31 protein-coding genes are annotated in these 23,405 nt (G+C 53.5%); 8 read left to right on the forward strand and 23 right to left on the reverse strand.

Features of this window, described 5'->3' with window-relative positions; translation table 11 throughout:
• Positions 1-19 precede the first annotated feature (19 nt).
• From PMI41_RS21070 to PMI41_RS21095, 6 genes are all read right to left on the reverse strand, one after another.
• Complete coding sequence (locus PMI41_RS21070; RefSeq protein ID WP_008128237.1) at positions 20-499, reverse strand: carboxymuconolactone decarboxylase family protein; 480 nt, start codon at positions 497-499, stop codon at positions 20-22.
• Positions 500-689: 190 nt separating this feature from the next.
• On the reverse strand, positions 690-1,217 hold the full coding sequence (locus tag PMI41_RS21075; RefSeq protein ID WP_008128238.1) for a DUF4269 domain-containing protein: 528 nt from the start codon (positions 1,215-1,217) through the stop codon (positions 690-692).
• A gap of 11 nt (positions 1,218-1,228) precedes the next feature.
• A complete protein-coding gene (locus PMI41_RS21080; RefSeq protein WP_008128239.1) occupies positions 1,229-1,552 on the reverse strand; it encodes a hypothetical protein in 324 nt (107 codons plus the stop codon).
• A 75-nt stretch (positions 1,553-1,627) separates the two neighbouring features.
• The gene (locus PMI41_RS21085; protein ID WP_040856131.1) at positions 1,628-1,891 is read right to left on the reverse strand and encodes a DUF2312 domain-containing protein; all 264 of its coding nucleotides are present in this window, start codon (positions 1,889-1,891) and stop codon (positions 1,628-1,630) included.
• A 129-nt stretch (positions 1,892-2,020) separates the two neighbouring features.
• Positions 2,021-2,326 carry a DUF1244 domain-containing protein gene (locus tag PMI41_RS21090; RefSeq protein ID WP_008128243.1) on the reverse strand — a complete coding sequence of 102 codons (306 nt, stop codon included), beginning with the start codon at positions 2,324-2,326 and terminating at the stop codon, positions 2,021-2,023.
• Complete coding sequence (locus PMI41_RS21095) at positions 2,319-3,122, reverse strand: N-formylglutamate amidohydrolase (protein WP_008128244.1); 804 nt, start codon at positions 3,120-3,122, stop codon at positions 2,319-2,321. Before PMI41_RS21095 ends, PMI41_RS21090 begins: the two co-directional genes overlap by 8 nt.
• A gap of 169 nt (positions 3,123-3,291) precedes the next feature.
• Between PMI41_RS21095 and PMI41_RS21100 the strand changes: the two genes are divergently transcribed.
• The 3 genes from PMI41_RS21100 to pyk all read left to right on the forward strand — a co-directional run bounded on the left by PMI41_RS21100 (position 3,292) and on the right by pyk (position 5,663).
• Complete coding sequence (locus PMI41_RS21100; protein WP_008128249.1) at positions 3,292-3,498, forward strand: hypothetical protein; 207 nt, start codon at positions 3,292-3,294, stop codon at positions 3,496-3,498.
• Positions 3,499-3,756: 258 nt separating this feature from the next.
• On the forward strand, positions 3,757-4,230 hold the full coding sequence (locus PMI41_RS21105) for a DUF1036 domain-containing protein (protein ID WP_008128251.1): 474 nt from the start codon (positions 3,757-3,759) through the stop codon (positions 4,228-4,230).
• Complete coding sequence (gene pyk / locus PMI41_RS21110) at positions 4,227-5,663, forward strand: pyruvate kinase (protein ID WP_008128253.1); 1,437 nt, start codon at positions 4,227-4,229, stop codon at positions 5,661-5,663. Before PMI41_RS21105 ends, pyk begins: the two co-directional genes overlap by 4 nt.
• 383 nt (positions 5,664-6,046) lie before the next feature.
• Here the strand turns inward: pyk and PMI41_RS21115 are convergent, their stop codons facing one another.
• From PMI41_RS21115 to PMI41_RS21135, 5 genes are all read right to left on the reverse strand, one after another.
• The gene (locus tag PMI41_RS21115) at positions 6,047-6,709 is read right to left on the reverse strand and encodes a hypothetical protein (protein ID WP_008128255.1); all 663 of its coding nucleotides are present in this window, start codon (positions 6,707-6,709) and stop codon (positions 6,047-6,049) included.
• Positions 6,710-6,771: 62 nt separating this feature from the next.
• Entirely contained in the window at positions 6,772-6,897 is a 126-nt protein-coding gene (gene ykgO / locus PMI41_RS21120; RefSeq protein WP_040856283.1) for a type B 50S ribosomal protein L36, read from the reverse strand.
• 167 nt (positions 6,898-7,064) lie between these two features.
• On the reverse strand, positions 7,065-8,138 hold the full coding sequence (locus tag PMI41_RS21125) for a 5-(carboxyamino)imidazole ribonucleotide synthase (RefSeq protein ID WP_008128256.1): 1,074 nt from the start codon (positions 8,136-8,138) through the stop codon (positions 7,065-7,067).
• A 2-nt stretch (positions 8,139-8,140) separates the two neighbouring features.
• Positions 8,141-8,638: a 5-(carboxyamino)imidazole ribonucleotide mutase gene (gene purE / locus PMI41_RS21130; protein ID WP_008128258.1), complete on the reverse strand. Its 498-nt coding sequence runs from the start codon at positions 8,636-8,638 to the stop codon at positions 8,141-8,143.
• 91 nt (positions 8,639-8,729) lie between these two features.
• Positions 8,730-8,933 (reverse strand): DUF465 domain-containing protein, encoded by a 204-nt coding sequence (locus tag PMI41_RS21135; RefSeq protein ID WP_008128260.1) that lies wholly within the window; start codon positions 8,931-8,933, stop codon positions 8,730-8,732.
• 223 nt (positions 8,934-9,156) lie between these two features.
• On the opposite strand from PMI41_RS21135, the gene PMI41_RS21140 reads away from it, so the two are divergent.
• Positions 9,157-9,336, forward strand: a complete 180-nt coding sequence (locus PMI41_RS21140) for a DUF465 domain-containing protein (protein ID WP_008128261.1) — start codon at positions 9,157-9,159, stop codon at positions 9,334-9,336.
• 114 nt (positions 9,337-9,450) lie between these two features.
• Here PMI41_RS21140 and PMI41_RS21145 read toward each other — a convergent pair whose 3' ends face one another.
• From PMI41_RS21145 to PMI41_RS21155, 3 genes are all read right to left on the reverse strand, one after another.
• Entirely contained in the window at positions 9,451-9,714 is a 264-nt protein-coding gene (locus PMI41_RS21145; protein ID WP_008128262.1) for a metalloregulator ArsR/SmtB family transcription factor, read from the reverse strand.
• Positions 9,715-9,767: 53 nt separating this feature from the next.
• Positions 9,768-11,009: an MFS transporter gene (locus PMI41_RS21150; protein WP_008128264.1), complete on the reverse strand. Its 1,242-nt coding sequence runs from the start codon at positions 11,007-11,009 to the stop codon at positions 9,768-9,770.
• A gap of 112 nt (positions 11,010-11,121) precedes the next feature.
• Positions 11,122-11,307, reverse strand: coding sequence for a DUF1192 domain-containing protein (locus PMI41_RS21155; RefSeq protein ID WP_008128265.1), 186 nt, complete (start codon positions 11,305-11,307; stop codon positions 11,122-11,124).
• Between the two features lie 95 nt (positions 11,308-11,402).
• Between PMI41_RS21155 and PMI41_RS21160 the strand changes: the two genes are divergently transcribed.
• Positions 11,403-12,407: an NAD(P)H-quinone oxidoreductase gene (locus tag PMI41_RS21160; RefSeq protein ID WP_008128267.1), complete on the forward strand. Its 1,005-nt coding sequence runs from the start codon at positions 11,403-11,405 to the stop codon at positions 12,405-12,407.
• Positions 12,408-12,464: 57 nt separating this feature from the next.
• Here PMI41_RS21160 and PMI41_RS21165 read toward each other — a convergent pair whose 3' ends face one another.
• A complete protein-coding gene (locus PMI41_RS21165; RefSeq protein WP_008128268.1) occupies positions 12,465-14,663 on the reverse strand; it encodes an esterase-like activity of phytase family protein in 2,199 nt (732 codons plus the stop codon).
• Positions 14,664-14,912: 249 nt separating this feature from the next.
• On the opposite strand from PMI41_RS21165, the gene PMI41_RS21170 reads away from it, so the two are divergent.
• Entirely contained in the window at positions 14,913-15,605 is a 693-nt protein-coding gene (locus PMI41_RS21170) for a DUF1013 domain-containing protein (RefSeq protein WP_008128269.1), read from the forward strand.
• An 81-nt stretch (positions 15,606-15,686) separates the two neighbouring features.
• The gene (locus PMI41_RS21175; protein ID WP_008128272.1) at positions 15,687-16,226 is read left to right on the forward strand and encodes a GNAT family N-acetyltransferase; all 540 of its coding nucleotides are present in this window, start codon (positions 15,687-15,689) and stop codon (positions 16,224-16,226) included.
• A gap of 16 nt (positions 16,227-16,242) precedes the next feature.
• Here PMI41_RS21175 and PMI41_RS21180 read toward each other — a convergent pair whose 3' ends face one another.
• From PMI41_RS21180 to PMI41_RS21205, 6 genes are all read right to left on the reverse strand, one after another.
• Positions 16,243-16,953 (reverse strand): YafY family protein, encoded by a 711-nt coding sequence (locus tag PMI41_RS21180; RefSeq protein ID WP_008128274.1) that lies wholly within the window; start codon positions 16,951-16,953, stop codon positions 16,243-16,245.
• Positions 16,954-16,955: 2 nt separating this feature from the next.
• Positions 16,956-17,363 carry a hypothetical protein gene (locus PMI41_RS21185; RefSeq protein ID WP_008128276.1) on the reverse strand — a complete coding sequence of 136 codons (408 nt, stop codon included), beginning with the start codon at positions 17,361-17,363 and terminating at the stop codon, positions 16,956-16,958.
• A gap of 25 nt (positions 17,364-17,388) precedes the next feature.
• Positions 17,389-17,976, reverse strand: a complete 588-nt coding sequence (locus PMI41_RS21190) for a DJ-1/PfpI family protein (protein WP_008128278.1) — start codon at positions 17,974-17,976, stop codon at positions 17,389-17,391.
• 29 nt (positions 17,977-18,005) lie between these two features.
• On the reverse strand, positions 18,006-18,305 hold the full coding sequence (locus PMI41_RS25120; RefSeq protein ID WP_008128281.1) for a hypothetical protein: 300 nt from the start codon (positions 18,303-18,305) through the stop codon (positions 18,006-18,008).
• An 86-nt stretch (positions 18,306-18,391) separates the two neighbouring features.
• Entirely contained in the window at positions 18,392-19,177 is a 786-nt protein-coding gene (locus tag PMI41_RS21200) for an SDR family NAD(P)-dependent oxidoreductase (RefSeq protein WP_008128282.1), read from the reverse strand.
• Between the two features lie 48 nt (positions 19,178-19,225).
• Positions 19,226-21,136, reverse strand: a complete 1,911-nt coding sequence (locus PMI41_RS21205) for a propionyl-CoA synthetase (protein ID WP_008128283.1) — start codon at positions 21,134-21,136, stop codon at positions 19,226-19,228.
• Between the two features lie 120 nt (positions 21,137-21,256).
• Between PMI41_RS21205 and PMI41_RS25300 the strand changes: the two genes are divergently transcribed.
• Complete coding sequence (locus PMI41_RS25300) at positions 21,257-21,421, forward strand: hypothetical protein (protein WP_193372105.1); 165 nt, start codon at positions 21,257-21,259, stop codon at positions 21,419-21,421.
• A gap of 3 nt (positions 21,422-21,424) precedes the next feature.
• On the opposite strand, the gene PMI41_RS21210 is transcribed toward PMI41_RS25300, so the two are convergent.
• Both PMI41_RS21210 and PMI41_RS21215 read right to left on the reverse strand, forming a co-directional pair.
• Complete coding sequence (locus PMI41_RS21210) at positions 21,425-22,174, reverse strand: SGNH/GDSL hydrolase family protein (RefSeq protein ID WP_008128284.1); 750 nt, start codon at positions 22,172-22,174, stop codon at positions 21,425-21,427.
• A gap of 92 nt (positions 22,175-22,266) precedes the next feature.
• Positions 22,267-23,292 carry a class I fructose-bisphosphate aldolase gene (locus PMI41_RS21215; RefSeq protein ID WP_008128285.1) on the reverse strand — a complete coding sequence of 342 codons (1,026 nt, stop codon included), beginning with the start codon at positions 23,290-23,292 and terminating at the stop codon, positions 22,267-22,269.
• Between the last annotated feature and the right edge of the window lie 113 nt (positions 23,293-23,405).

Genomic DNA, 23,405 nt, shown 5'->3' on the forward strand with positions numbered 1-23,405 from the left:
CAATTGATATTTAGTCGGCTTAATTCAAACCAGCCTTATCAAGGCCGAAAGCCTTGTCGGATGAACCCGGCACAGTTCTGAAAGCAACATTGGCGCGGTTCCAGGCGTTGATGGCCATGATTGTATAGGTCAGATCAGACAATTCCTTCTCTGAAAGCTGACCACGAACGCGCTCGTAAACATCGTCCGGCACACCCTGCTCGGGCAGCTTCGTCAAGATTTCCGCCCAAGCCAAAGCCGCACGTTCACGCGGGGCAAAAAGTGTCGACTCGCGCCAGATGGCAACGTGATAAAGGCGAAGCTCGGTTTCGCCATGCATCTTGGCCTGCTTGACGTGCATATCCAGACAGAAGGCACAGCCATTCAACTGCGAAGCACGGATATGAACGAGGTCCTGAATCTTTTCTTCAATGGCACTGTCTTTGAGAGACATGCTGAAATCCATGAACTTTTTGAACTGCTCAGGGGACTGCTGAATGTAGTTAAGGCGCTGCGTCATCTGGTTCTCCATTCGTCAATTACGGATATTTTGTATCCTTAAGGACATTTAATATCCTTAATAAGAAAAATGTAAAGTGGAACAGCCGCAATTAATTGCGGCCCGCCACACGTTGTGCTGGAAGTTTCAGATTAAGTAATTGATTTTAAAGACCAAGTTTGCGCGAAAAAATTTTCCGGCAACCGGCGCATCAACCTTGGATTGCTGCCAATCGCTCGTTGAGAGCATCGTCTGCCAGCCCTTCAAGCTCAAAGAGCCCGATGTAAGGATCGCCGGTCAGACCAAGCGCCTTTGCAAATGCCGGTTCGGTTTTCAAGCCGGAGTGGCGTAATTCCATCACGCGACCCCGGAAGGCTTCACCACCCAGATCAAGCAGACGAGCCTCAATACAGAAATGCCGCCATCCCGCCTGCCTGTCGACTGGCTCAGGGCTGGCAAATATTTCAAACTCCCAGCCCTCTCCTTGGAATGATGCAATAATGGGGCGCTGACCATGCATCCACTGCTCGATCCGAAAGTCCTCAAGCGACGACACAATATTGCGCACCGCCTCCATGAACGCCGGCTGGTCAGTTACATGGCACAGAATGTCGATATCACTGGTTTCAACTGCGATACCTAAAGGCGGTGTGCCTGCAACTCTTGGGTCGAACGCGCTCAGCATCTGCAAAATCTGCGTACGTTCTAACGCGATGTGATACGGAGGGCGCTCCATCATTGGAAGGCGCTTCAGGGCTTGAACGCGAATGTATCAGTCTTGCAGACATTCACCGGATCACTGACGACAATCTGGTCATCGCTGAACACGGCCATCAGCGTAAAAATACATTCGCCATCTGGTCCCTTGAAAGTCACTTCGGCCTGGCCGATGCCTTCAATATCGCGATCGACAAGGACGTTCTGGTTCACCGCCGGGGTTTTGGTCGGCGCTATATCGAGCCCGGCCATTGTTTTCCCCACCTCATTGATGATGAGCATGCGGTGGGTTTGCTCGGCGGCGGCAATATTCGCCGTCGCCATCAAGGTCATGATGCAGACAATAATACGTAGCATTCATTTCCTCCGGTTCCATTCTGCCCGCATGCGCAAGACCGCCGTTGCGATCAAGCCCACCTCAGGCAGCGACCATCACTCCATACCGAGTGCGTTCATATACAGTTCGAGAATCGCTTCTTCTTCCTTACGCTCGTTGGCGTCCTTTTTGCGAAGACGAACGATCGTGCGGATGATTTTCGTGTCATAGCCGCGCCCCTTGGCTTCGGCCATCACTTCCTTGATATCGTCGGAAAGGGTGGTCTTTTCTTCTTCGAGGCGCTCTATGCGCTCAATGAACTGCCGCAATTCAGCTGCCGCAACACCTTCGACACCACCCTGTGCGCCCAAATCATCCATGCTCATATCTCACTCCGTAAAACTTAAACTGGGCGACTCGGGGAAAAGCCGCGCGGAGCGTTCCGATGCCCGACGAAGGACCAAAGAGTCAAGGAAATAGAGTCCGGTCAAACACCATCCTGACCATTTTCAATGGCCGGGCTTGTTTGTCTCGAAGGCGACTTTGGCAGCATCGCTTGCTTCGCGTTGATGTTTTGCCTGCCATTGCGCATAGGGTTCGCCATAGATGATTTCGCGCGACTCCTCCTTGCTGATCTCCAGCCCCGAGGTTTCCGCCGCCTCCCTATACCAGTTGGACAGGCAGTTGCGGCAAAACCCGGCAAGATTCATCAGGTCAATGTTCTGCACATCGTTGCGTGTCCGCAAATGTTCCACCAGACGGCGAAAGGCCGCCGCTTCAAGCTCCGTCTGCTGCTCGCGGCTCAGGTCAGTCATGATAGATCTCCTCGATTGCGCCGGTTCTTGAACCATAATGGCGCACCTTGTGCATATCAGGTGTCGAATTCATTCCTTCAAGGATTGGCCCTAACCGTTCCGCCCAAAGCGTTGTGCCCGCATCATCGCCAATCAGGTCTTGACGCACCTCGATCAACGCATGGGCATAACCCGGCAGGATACAGTGTTTATACATTGTATCGCCCTTCAAAGCCCCGTCATAAGGCTCATTGTCACCTACGACCAGCAGCGGGTCGGCCCTTAGACCTGCCAGCAAAGGCAGTACGGCGCGCGGGTCCTTGTCCCATAGAATTCCCGCATGCCATGGCCGTGGCGTCTGCTTCCAGAAGGCGGTAAACGAATGGATCGAGATGACCAAAGGCGCATTGCCGCTTGCCTCGACTGTCCTGCCAATCGCCGTGGCAACCGCATCGTGATAGGGCTTGTAATATTGACTGATGCGTTTTTGCCGCTCATCGGCAGGCATCGGATTGTTTCGCGGAATCACCGCGCCGTCCGACAGGCGCATGATCAATGTCGGGTCGTCATCACCCCGGTTCGGATCGATCAGCAGGCGCGAAAATCCACCAAGCACGGCTGGCACGCCAAGCATGGCAGCGAGTTTACGTGTCAGCTCCTCGACACCGATATCATAGGCAATATGGCGCTCGAATTGCGAAGCATCCAGCCCCAGCGAACCATATTCTTCCGGCAGCGCCCGGCTTGCATGATCAGCTAGAAGAACAAGACCTTTGACATAATCGCCATTGACCAGATGATAAGGGGAGAAGGACATGAAGACAGGCTCTTGGCATTGTGAATCTGACCGCTTTTGTCTTTCACGCCCTTGCCCGCAATGCAAGCCGGGATTGTCTGCGTGGCAATTGCACTCATAAAAGCAGCTAAGCGGGCTGACTTAAGATATAATGCTTCCATTGTGATGGGTAAGAAAGTAATAGCCGCGCATGTCCAGCCAACTATCATCGCTAGAAAACGCCACCAAGTATCTCACGCCTGCCGATAGAGACCAGTTCTTCAAAATCAAGCGTGAGATGGAAAAATCCGGCGCCTCGAAGAAAAGTATCGAGGAGCGTTTGCACGCCTTCATGTGGGAAGTATTTGAGTCCGATGATGAAGACGAAGATGATGGCGAAGAAGAAACTACTACTTAATTTTATGCATGGTCAGTGGAGGGCTGTTCCGATTGCTCGACACATTTTACAAATCGATTAGATTGCAGCAGCAGCCATATCGTCCCAAAAACAGCACAGCCGATCATAATCTTGTCCTGCCATCGCTCTACGACTTATTCACGCGTTGACAATGCTCGCGAAACTACGGAAAAGGAACCTCGTCTACCTGCCCTGAAGCCAATGGCTTATCCAAGTGCTGGCGGGACCCAAGAAGACCGGACGGAGGCAATATTGAATATGAGCATAAAGCTAAGATGGGGAAGCTTCCTCGCGGCATTTCTGTTCATATTCATAGCGGGGAGCGTTTTCACGCCCACCAAAGCCCATGCGGATTTTCGCGTGTGCAACTCCACCCAGAATCTCGTTGGCGTCGCCCTCGGCTACCGCGCTAAAACCGGCTGGATTACCGAAGGCTGGTGGCATGTCAATGCGTCGTCCTGCACCACGCTGGTTGTCGGACCGCTGACTTCACGCTATTATTATCTTTATGCCGAAGATGCCCAAAGCGGCGGACGCTGGGACGGCAAGATCAACATGTGCGTGGCCGAAAACCAGTTCAAGATTACCGGTATCAATGATTGTTTCGCGCGCGGGTTCCAGCGCTCCGGATTCCAGGAATATGATACGGGCGAGCAGACAAGCTGGATGGTCCAGCTGACAGAAGAAAATCCTCCCTCATCTCCAATCGTAACGGATACCCCTCCTCAATGAGACGTCGCCGCAAGGTCAAAATTCTCGCCACGCTCGGTCCCGCTTCCTCCGACGAAGGCATGATCCGCAAACTGTTCGAAGCCGGCGCCGATGTTTTCCGCATCAATATGAGCCATGCCAGCCACGACCTGATGCGCGAACTCGTTCGCCGTCTGCGAAATGTGGAAAAGGAAGTTGGGCGCCCCATCGGCATTCTCGCCGATTTGCAGGGACCGAAGCTGCGCGTTGGCAAGTTTGCCGAAGGCAAGGTCGATCTCGTTGCGGGCCAAACCTTCACGCTCGATAATAATGAAGCGCTGGGCGACAATACCCGCGTTTACCTGCCACACCCCGAAATCCTTAAAGCTGTCGAGCCCGGGCATCGCCTGCTGATCGACGATGGCAAGCTGGCGCTTGTTGCCGAAGCCTCCGATGGTACCCAGATTCGCTGCCGCGTTGTTTCGGGAACAAAGATTTCCGACAAGAAGGGCGTCAGCCTGCCCGACACGACCCTCGATGTCGGTGCTTTGACGGAAAAGGACCGGCGCGATCTTGATGCCGTGCTGCAAGAGGAAATCGATTGGGTTGCCCTGTCCTTTATTCAGCGGCCGGAGGATCTTGCCGAAGTTCGCAAGATATCGCGTGGCCGCGTTGCACTACTTTCAAAGATTGAGAAGCCGCAGGCTGTTACCCGCCTCGACGAAATTATCGAGCTTTCCGATGCGCTCATGGTTGCGCGCGGCGATCTCGGTGTCGAAATGCCGCTGGAATCCGTACCCGGCATTCAGAAGCAGATCATCCGTGCCTGCCGCCGTGCAGGCAAGCCCGTCGTCGTCGCAACCCAGATGCTGGAGTCGATGATCACCGCCGCCGTGCCAACCCGCGCGGAAGTCTCTGACGTGGCAACCGCCGTGTTCGAAGGTGCGGATGCGGTCATGCTTTCCGCCGAATCTGCAGCCGGTGATTATCCTGTTGAAGCTGTCGCAACCATGGCGCGTATCGCCGAGCAGGTTGAGCGCGATCCGAACTTCCCGGGCATCATTCATGCCCAGCGTCCTGAACCGAATGCGACCGGTGCTGATGCCATTTCGCTGGCTGCGCGCCAGATCGCCGAGACGCTCAACCTTTCGGCCATTGTCACCTATACGGCATCCGGCACAACCGCATTGCGCGCCGCCCGTGAGCGACCGCTATTGCCGATCATCGCACTGTCACCGGTGGTTGAAACCGCCCGCAAGTTGGCTCTCGTTTGGGGGTTGCATTGCGTTGTAACCGACGAAGCCTATGACCTCGACGAAATGGTCGATCGCGCTTGCCACATTGCCTATCAGGAAGAGTTCGGGAACCCGGGCGACCGCATCATCATCTCGGCCGGCGTACCGCTACGCACACCTGGCTCGACCAATATGCTGCGCATTGCCTATATCGGCTCGGACGGCCTGACAAGCGTCTGATTTATCCCCGCTTTTGCGGATAAACTATCCATGAATTCCGGCGTGCATTTTATGCATCGCCGGAATTTTCGTGCCTGGATTGTGTAAACAAGCTATTGCTACTTTGGCGTTTATCGCTGCAACTTTCTGCGCCTCGGGGACGATTCACAGCGGCAGTGCCCGTGGCTGGCGGGCGTGGCTCATGCCGTGAATTTTTGCCAGATAGCGCCCCGGGAAATTCCGTTCCGGTTTCAGGCTTACAGATAGAAACGAACCCGCTTCCAAAGAGAAGCATTACTGTTTCACGCCAAATCGTGAGTTTTACGAGCAAAACAGCAAAATTTGCGAGCAGAATTGTAACCGTGAATAGTATTCTGGTTGTCCTTAGTAGAAACGCGCCAAAATCAGGTGCGTTGGCCGGTCAATTCGTCAGCCAATTCACCGGCCTGCCTCTGGGCATCGCGCATCATTGGATAAACATTGAGAACCTGCTCAAACGCCCCTAGCGCAGCTTCCTTTCGACCGGTTTCTTTAAGAATCGCCGCCATGCCTGCCATGGCCCCGAAGTGCCTTGGTTCAAGCGCCAACGTCTTCTGGATATCTGCCATGGCGCGCCCGTAATCATTGGTCACATAATTGAGTGTAGCACGGCGATTCCACCCCTCGGCGTAATCCGGCTTCATGACAATGACCTGATCGAGAAAGTCCAGCGCCACGGAATACTTCTTATCTTCCATAGCCTTAGCGGCCCAGCCCATCATAAGGTCAATACTGGCGCTGCCTGAATTCTGCCATTGTGTCTGGATTTGCGAGGCAATACGCGATGCTTTCATCGGATTGCTTTCCCGCTTCAATTGACCGAATAGCTCGTCCAGCCGCACGATGCGTTTTTCAGCCAACGTTTTTCCGGGCAATGCTGCCTGTTGCAGCGTAGGAGATGGTTCTTGTGAAGGAGATTTCTGCTGCGTATTGGCCTTGCCCTGCGTGTCACTACTCTCCTGAGCCATTGAAATCATTGGCGAAAGAGACAGGACCGACACAAGGAGAATAGCAAAAACGTTCCGCATGATACGAAGCTTATTCCGTATCAGCGAAACGTCAAATGCAAAAAACCGTGAAACGGTAAAGATCAGCCCTGGCGTGCTTTAAAGCGCGGAGCAGTCTTGTTGATGATGTACATGCGGCCCTTGCGACGGACCAGCTGATTGTCACGATGACGGGCCTTGAGAGCCTTAAGCGAATTCTTGATCTTCATTTCAGCACCGGTATCTTTACGCCCGAAACCGGGCACCAATAAAAAGCGCGCCTATAAAGCGCGCCGGAAACACGTTGCGGGGAAATAGCCAATGAATGCCCGCATTGTCAACTCCCATCCCGCGATTCATCTTATGATTCCGCGAGAAAACTTGTCTTTTCCCGCAATTAGAGGCGTTTGGTGATACGAGTCACATGGCCCATCTTGCGGCCGGGGCGTGCTTCGGCCTTGCCGTAGAGATGTATCACTGCTCCCGTTTCCTTAAGCAGGTCCGGCACGCGGTCAATGTCATCCCCGATGAGATTTTCCATCACGCAATCGGAATGACGCCGCGTATCGCCAAGCGGAAGGCCGGTGATTGCACGTATATGCTGCTCGAATTGCGAAATGGCGCAGGCTGCCTCCGTCCAGTGCCCGGAATTGTGCACACGAGGTGCAAACTCATTGGCAAGCAATGTCCCATTAGCAAGCGCGAAGAATTCCATGCCGAGAACACCGACATAGTTCAATCCTTCCAATAGCTTACGTGCCGCATCGGCTGCCAGACCAGCAATGGTCGACGAAACCGAAACGGGAACAGTGGAGCTGGCGAGAATACCGTCTTTGTGGACGTTCTCGGCAATGTCATAGATGCGGATGTTGCCGGACTCATCGCGCGCTGCGATGACCGAAATCTCATGTGTAAAATCAACCAGAGCCTCAAGAATCGAAGGCGCATTGCCAACGGCTGCAAATCCGGCCTTGGCTGTCTCGCCCGGCACACCCGAAAACTTCGCCTGGCCTTTTCCATCATAGCCAAAGCGGCGGGTCTTGAGGATGCCCTTGCCATCGAATGCAAGCAATGCAGCTTCCAGTTCCACCTCGTTCTCAACAACGCGCCATTGCGCCGTCTGAATACCAAGCTTGTTGAGGAAGCGCTTTTCCGTAACCCGATCCTGCGAAACTTTCAGTGCTTCGGCAGGCGGAAATACAGGTCTGGTCTCACTCAGAAGCTCTGCGGAATCCACCGGCACATTCTCGAACTCGTAGGTGATGACATCGCTTAGTTCCGCCAATCGCTCCAGGGCATTTGGATCATCATAGGCAGCGACGATCACCTCATTTGCGACCTGTGCAGCAGGGCAATCTTCCTGCGGTTCCAGTATCACTGTCCTGTAACCGAGACGCGCCGCGGCCATTGCCAGCATACGCCCGAGTTGACCGCCACCAATTATACCGATTGTCGAACCTGCAGAAATCATTCTTACGCCTCGTCGGATGGCCGCAAGGCGACCTTCTCACTCTGTGCCTGCCGGAAACCATCAAGCCGCTTTGCCAGTTCCGCATCGTTCAGAGCCAGAACCGCCGCCGCCAGCAATGCAGCATTGATTGCGCCTGCCCGGCCAATTGCCAGCGTGCCCACAGGTATGCCCGCTGGCATTTGAACGATGGAAAGAAGTGAATCCTGACCCGAAAGTGCTTTCGACTCCACCGGAACGCCAAACACTGGCAGAGGCGTCATGGATGCGGCCATGCCCGGCAAGTGTGCAGCACCGCCAGCACCCGCAATAATGACTTTGAAACCCGTTTCGCGTGCTGTTTTTGCGAATTCCACCAGTCTGTCAGGCGTCCGGTGCGCCGAAACAATTCTGTCGTCGTGGGAAATACCCAGGCTGTCCAACGTTTCAGCCGCATGACGCATGGTCGCCCAATCGGACTGGCTTCCCATAATGATTGCTACGTCAGCACGTGTATCAGCCATTGAGCTTCCTCTAATAACGGAATGGGGGGATTAGTGCAAAAGCAGGAAGGCTGCAAGCACAAGTCACAGCACTGCAGATTGCCCTTTTATATCAGGCTATTATGTCCGGGATAATTTTGTCTTCAAGCTCGATGAGCTTGTCTTTGATAATGAGTTTCTTCTTTTTCATGCGCTGGATACGCAGCTGATCGCAACCAACCTGGATCATTGCTTGTATGGCTGCATCAAAGTCCAGATGCTCTTGCTTCAATCTTGCGACTGCCAATCGAATGTCAGCCTGATCTTGATCGGACATGCAGTGATTCCCGGTATTTTGCAGTAGAATTGTCGAATGCGGTCCGGAGCAACACTGTCACCTGCCGGTATGCCGCAATATCACATTTCATGTGACAATAAAATCCTGCGAAACATATTCGACAATTGCTTGAAGTAGTGGCAGAGTGTCACGGCTCTGTCACAAAGCCCCCACTGGCCGACAGAGGATTACGAGCAAGGAAACCAACCAAGGGAGAAGCCGCATGGCCATTGAGTCTCATCTTGAAACGCTTGAACGTAAGCACGGAGCACTCGAAAAAGAGATTTCCGATGCCCTGCTAAGTCCCGCCACGGACGATCTTAAGATTAGCGACCTCAAGCGTCGCAAGCTTGTGCTGAAAGAGCAGATCGAAAAAATACGTACGCTCGTCACTCACCACTGAATGACTCCGGGTCGCAAGGCAGAACAGACCCCGAATTCCGCTTGAGTATATCAAGCGATAGATCCGAAAACCCGGCACGTCTGGTCAGACAGCCGGGTTTTCATGTCTCCAGGACTATTCATTCCAGAATTGATCAAGCCATAAATTTAAATGGAAAAAACCACTGTCATCGACCGCGTAGATGCGGCGCGTACCTTCGGATTTGACTGATACCAGCTGCGCATCCAGCAAGGCCTTGAGGTGCTGGGATACCGCAGGTCTCGATATGGGGAGGCCGGATGCAAGTTCATTCACGGTTTTTGGGCCCCGCCTCAGCTCCTCCAGAAGGTACCGGCGGTTTGGATCAGAAATTGCAACGAAAGCATCTGTTTCGACCATGCTGGAGTTTCGGTTTAAATTACCAGCAATGTCAACGAATTTCGTCTTGGTCGCTATTCTGGTAAGGTCTCCGCGCGAGGATCGAGCCTGACACCTTCCGGCGTTGCACGTTCCGAATGTACTGACTGAAAATTATCCCTCAGTTCCACCGGCACAGGTGCCCGCATGCGCGAGCGGATGATCGCATGACACATGATGGTAGCGTGTGCCAACGCCGTAATTGCAAACAGGCCTTCCGCGCCGATCGTCTCCATGGCCCAAGCACCCAAGACCGGACCGATCATCGTGCCGAAACCGTAGAGCAGAAGCAGGCCGCTGGTGACCTTGACGAAGTTTTCAGAGTCCGAAAAATCATTGGCGTGGGCAACAGCCACGGGATAGAGCGTATAAGCCAGCCCGCCATAAATCGCAGTCATGATCAGAATGATCGTGGCGTGGCGTGGCGCAATAAGGAAAATCAGAAGGCCGATCAAGGCAGCCGCACCACCCACGAAGGCCAGCACATAACGCCGATCGGTACGATCAGACATGCGACCGACCGGAATCTGCATCAACGCACCGCCCAGAACGGACGCACTCATCATCAATGCGATTTCACCCACCGAAATACCTGTCGCCGCGCCATAAACCGCGCCAAGCGTACCAAATGCACCATTGGCAACACCGATGAGAATACAGCCAAGGAAAGCCACAGGGGAATTCCGGTAAAGTGCCCGCAGATCAAGCTGAACTTCCGTCAGCGGTTTCGGACTGCTCGCCGTTGAAATGGCCGTTGGAATGAGGGCAAGACAAAACAGGATGCCTGACAGCATGAAGAATGTGCCGTTATGTACGTCCCCAAAACCGATCATAAGCTGACCGACAGTTATCGAGCCGAAGTTCACCACCATATAAAGACCGAAAATCTGACCGCGATTGGCATTGGTTGCACGTTCGTTCAGCCAGCTTTCAATCACCATGTAGGAGCCGGCCATCGCAAAACCTGTGAGTGCTCTCAATATGATCCAGGCCGTGGAATCCACCAGAATGCCGGTCATCAATGCTACGATGGCCGCTATCGCCGCAAAAGCACTGAAAGCACGCACATGCCCCACCCGCCTGACCAGGCGTGGAGCAAGCAAACACGCAGTTATAAAACCTCCGGCCCATGCCGTTCCCAGCAGACCAAGTGATGTCGTCGAGAATCCTTCAGCGCCTCCGCGCAATGGCAGCAGCAAGCCATGCAGACCCGAAGCCATGACGAGAAAGGATGTGCCGCATAAAAGCGCGAAGACCTGGATGAATGAACGAAACACAAGAGATCCTTCGAACGAATCGGCTGGAACCAGCTTTTGACTGGCCGGGATGTAACTTTGTCTCGGTTATCAATGCGGAGACTTCATGGCACCCGCATCAAATCGAAGTCGCTCAACGAAAAAAGGCTTCCGCAGCCATCTTGCTGTCACCCTTACGCGAACGCTCCTCTTCGAGCCGGGTAATCTCGCCGCGCAACAAGGCTATACGTTCATCAATGTCTCCCACGGAAAGCAAAGACAGGTCCTGACCGATATCATGAACAGTCTTGCGTCGTGGCTCTTCGTCGAAAAGTGACATTCTTTCCTCCACTTGTCGGTCTAGTGGGATAGGATACATTCCAACTGCTTGGAATTGCAAATTATTCCAGCGAATCAATATTAGGGAAGTGCATAATGGCTGAACAGATTCCAACAGTAATGACGGCAATCGAGATCAGCTCGCCCGGCGGTCCAAGGGTTCTCAAAACAGCCGAGCGTCCTGTTCCCATCCCGAAACCTGGTGAACTTCTCGTGCAGGTACGATCTGCCGGAGTTAACCGCCCTGACGTTTTGCAGAGACAAGGCCATTATCCACCGCCTGCGGGAGCCTCCGATATTCCGGGATTGGAAATCGCGGGCGATGTCATTGCAACAGGCGAAGGCGTCACGCGCTTCCGTGTTGGCGAGCGGATTACGGCATTGGTTCCCGGCGGCGGCTATGCCCAGTATTGTACTGTTCATGAAACCAATGCGCTGCCGATTCCGGCGGGCTATGGCTACATCGAAGCAGCAGCCATTCCAGAGACCTTTTTTACCGTGTGGCACAATGTTTTTGAGCGTGGTGCTTTGCAAGCCGGCGAGAACTTTCTCGTTCATGGCGGTTCATCTGGCATTGGTACGACTGCCATTCAACTCGCCAAGGCTTTTGGGGCAACTGTGTTTACGACAGCTGGCTCCGATGCCAAATGTGAAGCGTGTGTCAGGCTCGGTGCAGACCATGCCATCAACTATCGCGATGAGGATTTTGTCGAAGTCATTAAGCGGATTACCGATGGCAGAGGCATTGATCTGACCCTCGATATGGTCGGCGGCGATTACATCGGACGCAATTATGACGTGGCGGCGATTGACGGCCGTATCGTTCAGATTGCTTTCCTTAACGGGGCAAAAGCGACGACGGATATTACCAAGCTCATGGTAAAACGACTGCAGCATACCGGCTCGACACTAAGAACCCGGACAATCGAGTTCAAGGCCGGGATAGCCCGGGAACTTGAAGTAAAAGTCTGGCCGCTTCTGGCAGAACGCAAAGTCGCGCCAGTGATCGACATTGTTTACCCGCTGCATGAGGCCTGGCGTGCGCATGAACGCATGGAAGATGGTCAGCATATAGGCAAGATCGTGCTCGATGTGAGCTAAGGGTTGAGGCGCAAAAAGGCCGCGCAATAGGCGCGGCCTTTTTCAATATTGCGGTGATCAGTTCGTAGCCTGAACCTTGCCTATGCCGAAGAACAGTGTTTCGCCCGAAGAGTCATCAACACCATCATTGTCGGTCACGGCGTAGCCATTGCCATCAACATCTATGGCGAACCCTTCCAGCTTCTCAGGCACATAGCCATTGGCACTCTTGAGATCGTCAATAAAGTCGTGCACGAGCACTTTTTCGACAACCGGTAATTTCTCACCGATCTTGGCAGGCTTGAGGCCTTCAAGCGCTACGCGATATAGCCGCTTGTTCACAGCCTTGCTGCCGATCTGGTTGTCGCGTTCAATGATATAAAGCTGACCTTCATGTGCCGTGATTTCAGAAAGCCCGATCCAGCCTGCTTCAGTCTTATCCAAGGGGTAAGAAACAGCGCTCCATGCCTTGTCCTTGATGTTGTAGTTCAGCAGTTTGACAAAGCCCTTGTCGTCGTCTTTCCATTCACGTTGGATCGGCATCCACAACGTTGCCTCATCGCCCTCGCCGGTGCGCGTAATGCCCTCTAGTCCGAAACGGACCTGGTTTGGCAAAAGCTCTTCTGGAAGAGCGATTTCTTTCTTGATTTCACCCTTCTCATTCACGTTGAGAATTGCATGCGATACGAGCTTGGCCTGATCGCCTTCATTGGCCAACCAGAAACCGCCATTGCCATCCGTGGTAATGCCTTCAAGATCAAGCTTCTGGGCTGCCTGCCCACCGCGTTTGACCACAAGAGCTTCCGTGATTTTTGCCGGGCTCTGCTTTGCATCGATTGTAAAGATTGATGGCGCTGCGGAGTAGAACGAGTCCGACACGGCATAGAGCTTGCCTGCTTCCTTCAGATCAGCAACGAGACCCGACAAGGCACCCCATCCAAGCGGCGTTCCGTCATCGTTAGTCTTTGAAACGATCTGCGGATAGTTCGACTTCTGATCCTTGAGTTCGTAGATCATGACGTGGGACCGCGCACCGCCATCTTCAACAAGATCCGCTTCGTTTGCGGTTACAAGCAGATTGCGCGACGGGATAGCCAGAACGCCCTCCGGGGCAATGCCCGATGCAAGCAATTGCACGAATTGCGGCTCAGCGCCTGTGTCTTTGTAGACGCCTACAATCGAGGCACGTTCGCTGGCAACGAAGAGGTAGTTTGTTTCGCCGAATTTGCCGACTTCAGCGCCTTCCAGTTCCACGCCCTTCTTGTTGCGCTTGTCCGGATAATGGCCAGCCTCGGCAATTTTATGTTCCAGTGACGGGCCGGACTCGTAAGCAACCTTGCCGTCTTTGGTGAAGATCGTGAAGCTGCGTGAGCCGCCCTTGTAGTCACCTTCATTGGCAACAACGATCCGGTTATTATCGAGCCACTTGATGGTGTCAGGCTCTCTCAGTACGCCCTTCGCACTGCCATCAAACTTGAGTGCTCCATCATTCTTCACGTCGATCTTTTCGAGATCAACAGTTCCGGCGGAGAAATGACTGGTAACCTTGCCGCTCGCTGCATCGACGATGGCGATGTGGTTATTTTCCTGCAACGTAACCGCAATCTGATTCTCGCTGTTGATCGAGACGAACTCAGGTTCGGCATCCTCGGGAGCGATTTCGGAAAGCCCGGTCAGTTCAACGGTCTTCGCAGTTGCGCAATCAGGTGCGCCGTCCTTCAGCGAAAATATTTTGAGATTGCCGCTCGGTAGCTGCGGAATTTCGCCATCATTCAGTTCTTCGTCGCGTTCATTTTCAATAGCAATCGCAGCGAAGGTTTTATCTGGGGAGATAGCGACGGAATCCGGCTGCCCGCCAAGATCACATGTAGCGATTACCTTACGTGACGCGAGGTCAACCACATCCAGACGACCCGATGGATTTACCTTGTCCTTCGATGTGTTGACGGCCGCAAGCACGTTGGCACCGACGGCGGCGACTGAGGTCGGCTCGCCATTCATCTTCAGCTGTCCAAGCGGCTGCGGCTTTGCAGCATCGGTTATATCGACAAATCCAATCGCGCCATTGGGGCTGTCGGAGTAGATAAGCGTCTTGCCATCTTCCGAAGCGGTTATGATTTCCGAAGATGTCGCTTTTGACTGATCTGCATCTTTCGGCAAATTGGAGACGACGGGGAAGCTCGCAATCCGGTTGAAAACCGGCTCTGCCATTGCTGGCATTGCCACGGAAGCTGCCAGAATGGTCCAAAGACCAAGGGTAAGAGAACGATGCGACATTGGAACAATCTCCGGTTAATTTTAAGAGACTGATCGCGTGCATGTGTTGCAGCGTCATGACGGTTGCATGACAGTTTGATGAAACACCCCCGACTGCGTTGGGTACATAATTTGGCACATGGCACGAATCCCCAAAGCGATTCTTGCTCATCGGGTAAAATACGGTTATATAACGCCTCGAAATCCCGGAAATTGTGGTTGAACCCACGTCCCGCCCCTCCGGAGCGGACGAACAAGAGGACTATATCTATGGCCACCCAGCTTCTAATGCCAAAGGCAACGGCCGTCTGGCTTGTCGATAATACGGCCCTGTCTTTCGATCAGATCGCTGCATTCTGCACGTTGCACCCGCTTGAAGTAAAGGCAATTGCTGATGGCGAATCCGCCCAGGGCATCAAAGGTCTTGATCCATTGATCACTGGGCAATTGTCTCGTGAAGAAATTGCAAAGGGTGAAAAAGACCCTAACCACAAGTTGAAGATTTCGGATCCCAAGGTTCGCGTTCCTGAAACCAAGCGCAAGGGCCCACGTTATACACCGCTATCCAAGCGTCAGGACCGTCCCAATGCCATTCTCTGGCTGGTTCGCAACCATCCGGAACTCAAGGATGCCCAGATTTCGCGCCTGATCGGCACGACCAAGTCGACAATCGAACAGATCCGTAACCGCACGCATTGGAATTCCAATAATCTGCAGCCAATGGACCCGGTTACGCTTGGCCTTTCATCGCAGATCGATCTGGACATTGAAGTTGAACGTTCCTCCCGCAACCGTCCGGTACAGCCGGGTGAAGGTGGCGATACACTGCTGCCAGCCTCCGCTACGGAGAACCTCGACATTCAGCCAACAGTGCGCGAAGAGGATCAGGAACTCGATGCGGACAAGGTTTTCGCCAAGCTTTCTTCCCTGAAGGGCCGTCAGGACGACGAAGACGAGGAATAATCGTCTCCACTTCTTCTGGCAGACTATGTAATAAAAGCCCCGTTCCTGACGGGGCTTTTTAGTAAGTGGAGGATACTTGCCATGCTGCCGACCTTCGAAACCGAGCGTCTGTTCATAAGACCCCGCACCATGAAGGATTTTGAGGATTGCATCACTATGGATCGCGATCCGGACGTGACAAAATTCCTGCCCGGTCCGTGGAATGATGATGACCGGCACCGCCGCTTTCTGACAGAACGCATGACAACCGATTTTGGTGACAACCTTGGTTACTGGTCAATCTTTGAAAAGAGCAATCCTGATAGATTTCTGGGTTGGGTGCTGTTGATTCCTCATAATGCGGCTGGCCCTGATGTCGAAATCGGCTGGCGATTCAATCGCCATGTATGGGGCAAGGGCATTGCCACGGAGGCGGCCAAACCTGTTCTTGCACATGGTTTCCACACGAGCCTGACTGATCGCATTATTGCCGATATCGATCCCGCCAACGAGGGTTCCAAACGCGTCGCCGAAAAGATCGGCTTTAAGCCAATCGGTGAAAACCTCGAAAACGGCCATCTTTTCTTGTCGTACGTTTTAACGCGCGCTGAATTTTCGCCGCACTCCAGCAAAACCTCGTAGACAAGTATACTTCTTCCTATGACGCGCGAGCTTCTGTGTGGGGCGTCTCGCTGAGTTCCACGCGCCGGTAGAAATCGGCAAGCGTTTTACCCCGTTCCTGACGGAATATCCGGTCAGCCTTCTCAACCTTGGTAATCCTGTCAATACGGAATGTGCGGAAATCATTACGCAACTCGCACCAGCAGATCAGCGTCCAGACCTTGCCCCAGAACCAGAGTCCAAGCGGTCTTATGTCCCGTGTACTGTCCTTACCCTCAAGGTCGGTGTAGGTGATAGACAGCACGCGGCACTGCTCTGCAGCATTCTCCGCAACGTCGATCAATGCACGTGCGCTATCGCTGATATTTGTCCCGGAAGCATGGATGTGTGTGTTTGTGATCCGCGGTCTGTCTTCCTTCGGCAGGACTGCTCCGATCTTGATGATTGCTTCTTCAGCCGCTCTGGCCATTGAGGCACCACCCCAGGCCGTAATCAGCCGTGCACCTGCAACAAGCGCCACCACTTCATCCCGGGTAAACATCAGTGGGGGAAGATCAAAGCCTTCTCGCAGGATGTAGCCAACACCCGCCTCACCATCAATAGGGACGCCCGTGGACTGCAAATCGGCAATGTCGCGGTAAATTGTCCGCTCGGATACTTCAAGCTTCTCTGCAAGCTGCCTGGCGGTCACAAGCCGGCCACCTCTCAGCTTTTGTACGATCTGGAAAAGTCGGTCTGCTCTGCGCATAACTAATCCTTCAAACCTTCCTTCAGACGCTGCTCTGTCACAAAGACCGTGCCAAAGGAAAGTCTGGAAATGGTTGGTGTTTGAGCGCTCAGGACACGCCAGAATGGCGTCATGGCATCCAGATCGCCATTTTGTTGATAGGTTTCAAAAGCAGCTTCTGCCACGGTCCGCAAATGAAAGCCTGTAGTAATAGGGCAAGTCACCTCGGCTCCATTTTGCTTGGCTAACGATTGCCGGAGTGTTTGAATATCCATCTGTTTGCCCTTGGGCAATGTACGGATAAAGTCGTCGACCTGCCGCGCTGTTGGCACCAGCATCATCTCGCCAATCTTCATACCGGCAATATTCACAGGGACAGGTTTGACCTCATGCTGCACCCCGGAATTCAATTTATCTGTCCATGTCTTCATGGCAAAATCTCTCTGAACAGTGTTCTTAACCCGCCTGGAACTCGCGGCCAATCATGTCGCGCATCTCGGCGATCTGAGGTGCCTGCTCCGGAAACAATGCCTCCAAAAAGGCAATTGCAAAGGTTCCAGGGGCCGTTCCCGCCGCACTGACGACATGGCCATCGCGAACAGCATGGGGCACGTCCTGATAAAACTCCGAGCCAGCGTAAGATTCGAGCCGCGACTCGATCCAACCTGCTCCATTGCTGGTGTGTTTACGCCCGGAAAACAGGCCCGCTCGCGCCAATGCAAGCGTACCAGCGCAAATGCCGCCGACAATTCCACCTCGCGCCAAAACATCTTTCAACAATGGCGATATGTCAGGAGCGTCCGCCTCCGACCAAGTGTCCGAGCCGATAACTGCAACGGCATCCAGATCCGTATTTTCGGAGGAAGCTGCATCCCGGTCGGGAATAAGCCGCAAGCCGCCTATTGACTTCAGAGGACCCGCAGAAGGGGAAAGAGAAACGACCCGGCCACCGAACCATTCGTTGACCGAGCCGGATAACATACCAAATTCCCAATCGGCCCAACCTTCGACGAAAACCAGTCCTACTGTTCTTTTCTTTTCCATCGAAGCCACCTCCTCCATGGCTGTCAAATTCAGCATCCTAGCTCTAAGACGTTGTTTTTACGCGATTTCAAGACTTCATAATGCTTGGGCCAATCTGCTTTCCTTGGCTGGGAACCGATGCGGCGGTCACTGACCCTCGCATCGTCCTGCTGCACGGAATTGCGCTGTGCCAGCCGTTCAGCATAAGCATCGGGCCATCCGATATCCTTCAGCAGATATTCCGGCAGCGAATTGAGATGCCGTTCAGTACGCAACTCCTGACGATGAGTTGCAAACTCGGAAAACCAATGTTTTACGCTCTGTACAATATCAAAATCGAGGTAAGCCATATCCCTGTCTCCTTCTGACTACGGGGACATAATGGCATACCCCTCCTGACAACCTTCTGTCAGTAGGATGTCACCAGTGCCGAAATTTATCCATTGACCGGCACCGTGTAATTCAAGGGCAACCGGCCACCGTCAGCATATATGGTTTGCCCCGTTATGTAGCTTGCATCATCCGACGCCAGAAAGGCAGCAACAGCCGCAATTTCGGAAGGTTCACCTATACGCCCCAACGGCGTACGGGACAGTATCCTGTGCTTGGCTGCGGCATCAGAATTGACCGTATCCAGCATCTGCGTTTTGATGGAGCCCGGCCCCACAGCGTTGACGCGAATCCCATAGGGTGCCAGCGAAAGAGCCATTACCTTCGTCAACTGGGTGACACCACCTTTTGAAACAGAATAAGCGATCTGTTCAGGGAGCGCCACGACAGCATTGATCGATGACATATTGACTATGGAGCCGGCATTCCCTCCGTTCTTTATCTTTTCGACCATGTGGCGCGCCACCGCTTGACCGCAAAGAAACGACCCTTTGAGATTGATCCTCAGAACCCTGTCAAAATCATCTTCGGTCAAATCCAGAAAGTTTGACGTGTGGACAATACCGGCATTATTGACCAGCACATCCACATCACCAAACGCCTCAATTGTCCCCGCGACAAGATTGTGCACATCCAACCTGCTGCTGACATCCGTCGACGAGAACCGAACTTTGCCGAGTGGCGAAAGTTCTTTGACCGCTGATGCTCCCTGACTGTCATTAACGTCAGCAATCATCACGCTGGCACCATCGTGCAGAAAGCGCCTTGCTATCGCCAGCCCGATGCCCTGAGCCCCGCCCGTTACAATTGCGATCTTGCCATCCAATGCCATTGTCAGTCTCCGGTTTGAAAACAGACCTTAACCCCGGGTGGCAGATGGTCAACCGTTGCCTGTACCAATTCCCCGCGCATTGAGCACTGACTTGATCTCATCGAGGATTGCCGGATCGTCAATCGTCGCCGGCATATTCCACGGCTCCTGATCAGCAATCTTTTGCATCGTACCACGCAATATTTTACCGGAACGTGTCTTTGGCAGACGCTTGGTTGTTATCGCTGTTTTAAAAGCGGCCACCGGGCCGATACGTTCACGCATAAGCGCCACGCAATCCTGCTCAATCTCAGCTTCGCTACGCGTAACACCCGATTTCAGAACGATGAAACCACAAGGAACTTGCCCCTTCACCTGATCGGCGATGCCAATGACAGCGCATTCGGCAACATCCGGATGACTGGAAAGAACTTCCTCCATCGCCCCGGTTGAAAGACGGTGGCCAGCCACGTTGATGATGTCATCGGTACGGCTCATGATGTAAATATAACCGTCTTCGTCCACGATGCCCGCATCGGCTGTCTTATAGTAGCCGGGAAACTCGCTGATATATGCCTCGCGAAATCTCTGATCAGCATTCCACAATGTCGGCAGAAACGCAGGTGGCAGCGGCAGTTTGACAACAATATTGCCAAGTTCCCCGCGTTTTACCGGGTGACCGGCATCATCCAATGCCTGCACGTCATAGCCGGGCATCGGCACGGTTGGCGAACCATACTTTACCGGCAGCATGCCGAGCCCGGCGGGATTGGCTGCCATGGGCCAGCCGCTCTCGGTCTGCCACCAATGGTCAATCACCGGAACTCCGAGCTTTTCTTCAGCCCATTTGATAGTATCCGTATCTGCCCGTTCCCCGGCAAGGAAAAGATATTTCAATGAAGAAATATCATATTTCCCTATGAACTCTCCCTTGGGGTCTTCTTTCTTTATTGCACGGAACGCAGTCGGCGCGGTGAGCAGCACCTTTACCTTGTGATCGGCAACAATACGCCAGAAAGTACCGGCGTCGGGCGTTCCGACCGGCTTGCCTTCATAAAGGATACTCGTCGCTCCAATGAACAGCGGTGCATAAGCGATATAAGAGTGTCCGACTGCCCAGCCTATATCCGAAGCTGCCCAGAATACCTCACCCTGATAGGTGTCGTAGACGGCCCCCATGGACCAGGCAAGCGCTACCAGATGGCCGCCATTATCGCGCACGACCCCTTTGGGCTGGCCCGTCGTACCCGACGTATAAAGGATGTAGAGCGGGTCAGTGGCCTTGAGAGATGTGCAGGGAACATTGCGCCCAGCCGTTGCGGCAACTGCTTGCGCATAATCGATATCGCGCCCTGCAACCAGCTCATGCGGTTGTTGCGGACGGACAAGGATCAGGCAGGCATTCACCTTGTGACTTGCCTGCTCAATTGCCTTGTCGAGCATTGGCTTGTAAGCAACGACCCTGCCCGGCTCCAGCCCGCAGGACGTGGCAATTATCATGATTGGCTTGGCGTCGTCTATGCGCGTTGCAAGCTCGTTAGCTGCAAAGCCTCCAAAGACCACAGAATGCACTGCACCTATGCGGGCACATGCGAGCATGGCGACAACGGCCTCAGGCACCATTGCCATGTAAATGATAACGCGATCACCTTTGCCGACCCCCTTGTCGACCAGCACAGCCGCCAATGCTTCAATCTCGGCCTGTAGAGCACTATAGGTTATTTTTCGCGTGGTGCCGGTTATCGCACTGTCGTGTATCAGTGCATCCTGATCACCACGCCCAGCGAGCACATGACGATCTACAGCATTGTAGCAGGTGTTGCATTCGGCCCCTGCATACCAACGTCCGTAAGGTCCGTCCTCAGGATCAAAAACCTTGTCCCATGGCTTGGTCCAGTCGATTGCCACCGCTGCCTTGGCCCAGAATGCCAAAGGATCGGACTGCCAGTCCTGATAGACCTGCGCATATCGTGATGTCATGAAATTCCTCCCGCATTAAGCATCCTAAATACGAAGGGCGGAGTCAAAGGGCGAATTGACAATTCTGTGCACTTGGCACACTGCTCATTTCAATCAACAGGATATTGCAATCAGCTCCCCATGACCAAAATCCTGTCCTTCATTTTCATCGTTATAATGGCGTTACACCTCTTCAAGCCACTTGGCTGGCCGGGGCTTAAAAAGCGCAAGGATTTCTGGAAAATCGCCGTCGGGGCAGTTCTGGCAATTTTGGTGGTCGGCATTTCGCGGCATGCAGGATACTGATCCCTACTGTCCTGTCTCACCCTCTTCGGCCTGAGGCCGGTTCAGGATATAGGGAACCAGATGTTTCGCCCAGGCATCATATCCAAGAGCCGAAGCGTGGAACCCGTCTGTTGAGAATCCCTCCGCAGACTCTATCGGCAAGCGTACTGCCGGTATCGCCATACGTTCGCGGCATAGCCGTTCGCCAAGCTTGTTGATGGCACCGGCACGGCCTTCCAGAATGCGTCCGAGCAGTGGCGGCATAGCAGGTACATCACGAAAATCGATGACCTGCGACCACACAACATGTGCTTCCGGCCATTTCGCCCGCATGGCATAGAGAAGGCCGCCGAATTCGCGCTTGAACCGTGGCAGCGAATGGAAGTTCTTCGTATCATTGGTACCGGTGGAGAGAACAATATGTGTCCACATCCCACGTTCGAGATTTGGCACCACATGATCGCGCAACTGGCCGGATGTAGCTGAATTGAAGCCCGCTGCTCGCCAGATAACCTTGCGTCCCGTGCGCCCTTGCAGATGGACCGCTAACCTCACGCATAATCCCTGCCAGGCATCCGTGATACCGACACCTGCGGCTGAGGAATCGCCCAGAACAAGCAAGCGTATCGCCGGGTCCTTACCAGCAATCTCACCTACAGGCAGACCTGCGGGCGGAAGCATCCGCTCTGTCTTCAGCCGTACATTTATCCCCTGCCACGCATAGACAGGATAAAGGAACCAGCTCAGCAAAGGATGGAATGGTGCAGGTTTCATTCGTCTTTAGTCGTCCCCATGAAAAAGCCCGGGCTGATTCCAACCCGGGCTCCATGAGATACGCTTTTGGATAAAAAATGCTTAAGAGACCCTTAAGCCGCCTTTTCCAGATCTTTCTTCCAACCGCCAGTTGCGGCAAGACCATTCATTTTAGCGCGGTGTGCAAAAGCGCGTTGTCCTGCTGCGACATTCTCGGACTTGCCGTTCCATGCGCTCAAAGCTGCAGCCTGCAATGCACGGCCATAAGAGAAAGTCAGCTTCCAAGGCATGGTGAAATTGGCATTCATGGCCGATAGATGCGCCGTTGCCTCTTCTTCAGTCTGGCCACCGGAAAGGAAGGCAATGCCCGGAACAGCGGATGGAACAGTCGACTTCAACAGACGTACGGTCTGTTCAGCAACCTGCTCTACTGATGCCTTCTGAGCTTTTTGACCAGCAACGACCATGTTTGGCTTGAGGATCATGCCTTCGAGCACCACGCGAGCGTCATATAGTTCGTCGAATACAGTTTTTAGAACCCATTCGCTGACTTCATAGCAACGCTCAATCGAATGGTTGCCGGGTGTGCCGTCCATGAGAACTTCCGGCTCAACAATCGGAACAATTCCAGCTTCCTGGCAAAGCGCAGCATAGCGTGCCAAAGCTTGAGCATTCTGCTTGACGGCGCCCCATGTCGGCAGGCCGTCGGAAATAGCAATCGCTGCGCGCCACTTGGAGAAGCGTGCTCCGAGCTTGTAATATTCAGCGAGACGCTCACGCAGGCCATCCAGACCTTCAGTAATGGTTTCACCAGGAAAGCCTGCAAGCGGCTTTGCTCCCGCATCGACCTTGATGCCCGGGATGCAACCCGCATCCTGCATGATCTTGACGAGAGACGTGCCATCCTTGGCGTTCTGGCGAATGGTTTCATCGTAAAGGATGACACCTGAAATGTAGTTCTTCATCGCATCATCGGAGCGGAAGAGCATTTCGCGGTAATCGCGCCGGCTATCGGCGGTGGATTCCAGTCCGATGCTGTCGAACCGCTTTTTGATGGTTCCTGAACTTTCATCGGCAGCAAGAAGGCCCTTGCCGTTGGCAACCATTGCAACCGCTATATCTTCCAGACGTTCGCTCATAGAATAATGTACTCCGTTTTCCCTTATCCGCCCCATAACAGAAGCCTACGACAAACGAAACGGCACACCAAGTAATTGAAACGATTGAAATTTTTTCAACCGATTTAACCAGA

The sequence above is a fragment of the Phyllobacterium sp. YR531 genome (assembly GCF_000282595.1).
Classification (GTDB): domain Bacteria; phylum Pseudomonadota; class Alphaproteobacteria; order Rhizobiales; family Rhizobiaceae; genus Phyllobacterium.

What these genes read in the sequence shown, in the direction of transcription:
- PMI41_RS21070 (WP_008128237.1), bottom strand. Translation starts at nt 499, where the DNA reads ATGACGCAGCGCCTTAACTACATTCAGCAGTCCCCTGAGCAGTTCAAA.
- PMI41_RS21075 (WP_008128238.1), bottom strand. Translation starts at nt 1,217, where the DNA reads ATGATGGAGCGCCCTCCGTATCACATCGCGTTAGAACGTACGCAGATT.
- PMI41_RS21080 (WP_008128239.1), bottom strand. Translation starts at nt 1,552, where the DNA reads ATGCTACGTATTATTGTCTGCATCATGACCTTGATGGCGACGGCGAAT.
- PMI41_RS21085 (WP_040856131.1), bottom strand. Translation starts at nt 1,891, where the DNA reads ATGGATGATTTGGGCGCACAGGGTGGTGTCGAAGGTGTTGCGGCAGCT.
- PMI41_RS21090 (WP_008128243.1), bottom strand. Translation starts at nt 2,326, where the DNA reads ATGACTGACCTGAGCCGCGAGCAGCAGACGGAGCTTGAAGCGGCGGCC.
- PMI41_RS21095 (WP_008128244.1), bottom strand. Translation starts at nt 3,122, where the DNA reads ATGTCCTTCTCCCCTTATCATCTGGTCAATGGCGATTATGTCAAAGGT.
- PMI41_RS21100 (WP_008128249.1), top strand. Translation starts at nt 3,292, where the DNA reads ATGTCCAGCCAACTATCATCGCTAGAAAACGCCACCAAGTATCTCACG.
- PMI41_RS21105 (WP_008128251.1), top strand. Translation starts at nt 3,757, where the DNA reads ATGAGCATAAAGCTAAGATGGGGAAGCTTCCTCGCGGCATTTCTGTTC.
- pyk (WP_008128253.1), top strand. Translation starts at nt 4,227, where the DNA reads ATGAGACGTCGCCGCAAGGTCAAAATTCTCGCCACGCTCGGTCCCGCT.
- PMI41_RS21115 (WP_008128255.1), bottom strand. Translation starts at nt 6,709, where the DNA reads ATGCGGAACGTTTTTGCTATTCTCCTTGTGTCGGTCCTGTCTCTTTCG.
- ykgO (WP_040856283.1), bottom strand. Translation starts at nt 6,897, where the DNA reads ATGAAGATCAAGAATTCGCTTAAGGCTCTCAAGGCCCGTCATCGTGAC.
- PMI41_RS21125 (WP_008128256.1), bottom strand. Translation starts at nt 8,138, where the DNA reads ATGATTTCTGCAGGTTCGACAATCGGTATAATTGGTGGCGGTCAACTC.
- purE (WP_008128258.1), bottom strand. Translation starts at nt 8,638, where the DNA reads ATGGCTGATACACGTGCTGACGTAGCAATCATTATGGGAAGCCAGTCC.
- PMI41_RS21135 (WP_008128260.1), bottom strand. Translation starts at nt 8,933, where the DNA reads ATGTCCGATCAAGATCAGGCTGACATTCGATTGGCAGTCGCAAGATTG.
- PMI41_RS21140 (WP_008128261.1), top strand. Translation starts at nt 9,157, where the DNA reads ATGGCCATTGAGTCTCATCTTGAAACGCTTGAACGTAAGCACGGAGCA.
- PMI41_RS21145 (WP_008128262.1), bottom strand. Translation starts at nt 9,714, where the DNA reads ATGGTCGAAACAGATGCTTTCGTTGCAATTTCTGATCCAAACCGCCGG.
- PMI41_RS21155 (WP_008128265.1), bottom strand. Translation starts at nt 11,307, where the DNA reads ATGTCACTTTTCGACGAAGAGCCACGACGCAAGACTGTTCATGATATC.
- PMI41_RS21160 (WP_008128267.1), top strand. Translation starts at nt 11,403, where the DNA reads ATGGCTGAACAGATTCCAACAGTAATGACGGCAATCGAGATCAGCTCG.
- PMI41_RS21165 (WP_008128268.1), bottom strand. Translation starts at nt 14,663, where the DNA reads ATGTCGCATCGTTCTCTTACCCTTGGTCTTTGGACCATTCTGGCAGCT.
- PMI41_RS21170 (WP_008128269.1), top strand. Translation starts at nt 14,913, where the DNA reads ATGGCCACCCAGCTTCTAATGCCAAAGGCAACGGCCGTCTGGCTTGTC.
- PMI41_RS21175 (WP_008128272.1), top strand. Translation starts at nt 15,687, where the DNA reads ATGCTGCCGACCTTCGAAACCGAGCGTCTGTTCATAAGACCCCGCACC.
- PMI41_RS21180 (WP_008128274.1), bottom strand. Translation starts at nt 16,953, where the DNA reads ATGCGCAGAGCAGACCGACTTTTCCAGATCGTACAAAAGCTGAGAGGT.
- PMI41_RS21185 (WP_008128276.1), bottom strand. Translation starts at nt 17,363, where the DNA reads ATGAAGACATGGACAGATAAATTGAATTCCGGGGTGCAGCATGAGGTC.
- PMI41_RS21190 (WP_008128278.1), bottom strand. Translation starts at nt 17,976, where the DNA reads ATGGAAAAGAAAAGAACAGTAGGACTGGTTTTCGTCGAAGGTTGGGCC.
- PMI41_RS25120 (WP_008128281.1), bottom strand. Translation starts at nt 18,305, where the DNA reads ATGGCTTACCTCGATTTTGATATTGTACAGAGCGTAAAACATTGGTTT.
- PMI41_RS21200 (WP_008128282.1), bottom strand. Translation starts at nt 19,177, where the DNA reads ATGGCATTGGATGGCAAGATCGCAATTGTAACGGGCGGGGCTCAGGGC.
- PMI41_RS21205 (WP_008128283.1), bottom strand. Translation starts at nt 21,136, where the DNA reads ATGACATCACGATATGCGCAGGTCTATCAGGACTGGCAGTCCGATCCT.
- PMI41_RS25300 (WP_193372105.1), top strand. Translation starts at nt 21,257, where the DNA reads ATGACCAAAATCCTGTCCTTCATTTTCATCGTTATAATGGCGTTACAC.
- PMI41_RS21210 (WP_008128284.1), bottom strand. Translation starts at nt 22,174, where the DNA reads ATGAAACCTGCACCATTCCATCCTTTGCTGAGCTGGTTCCTTTATCCT.
- PMI41_RS21215 (WP_008128285.1), bottom strand. Translation starts at nt 23,292, where the DNA reads ATGAGCGAACGTCTGGAAGATATAGCGGTTGCAATGGTTGCCAACGGC.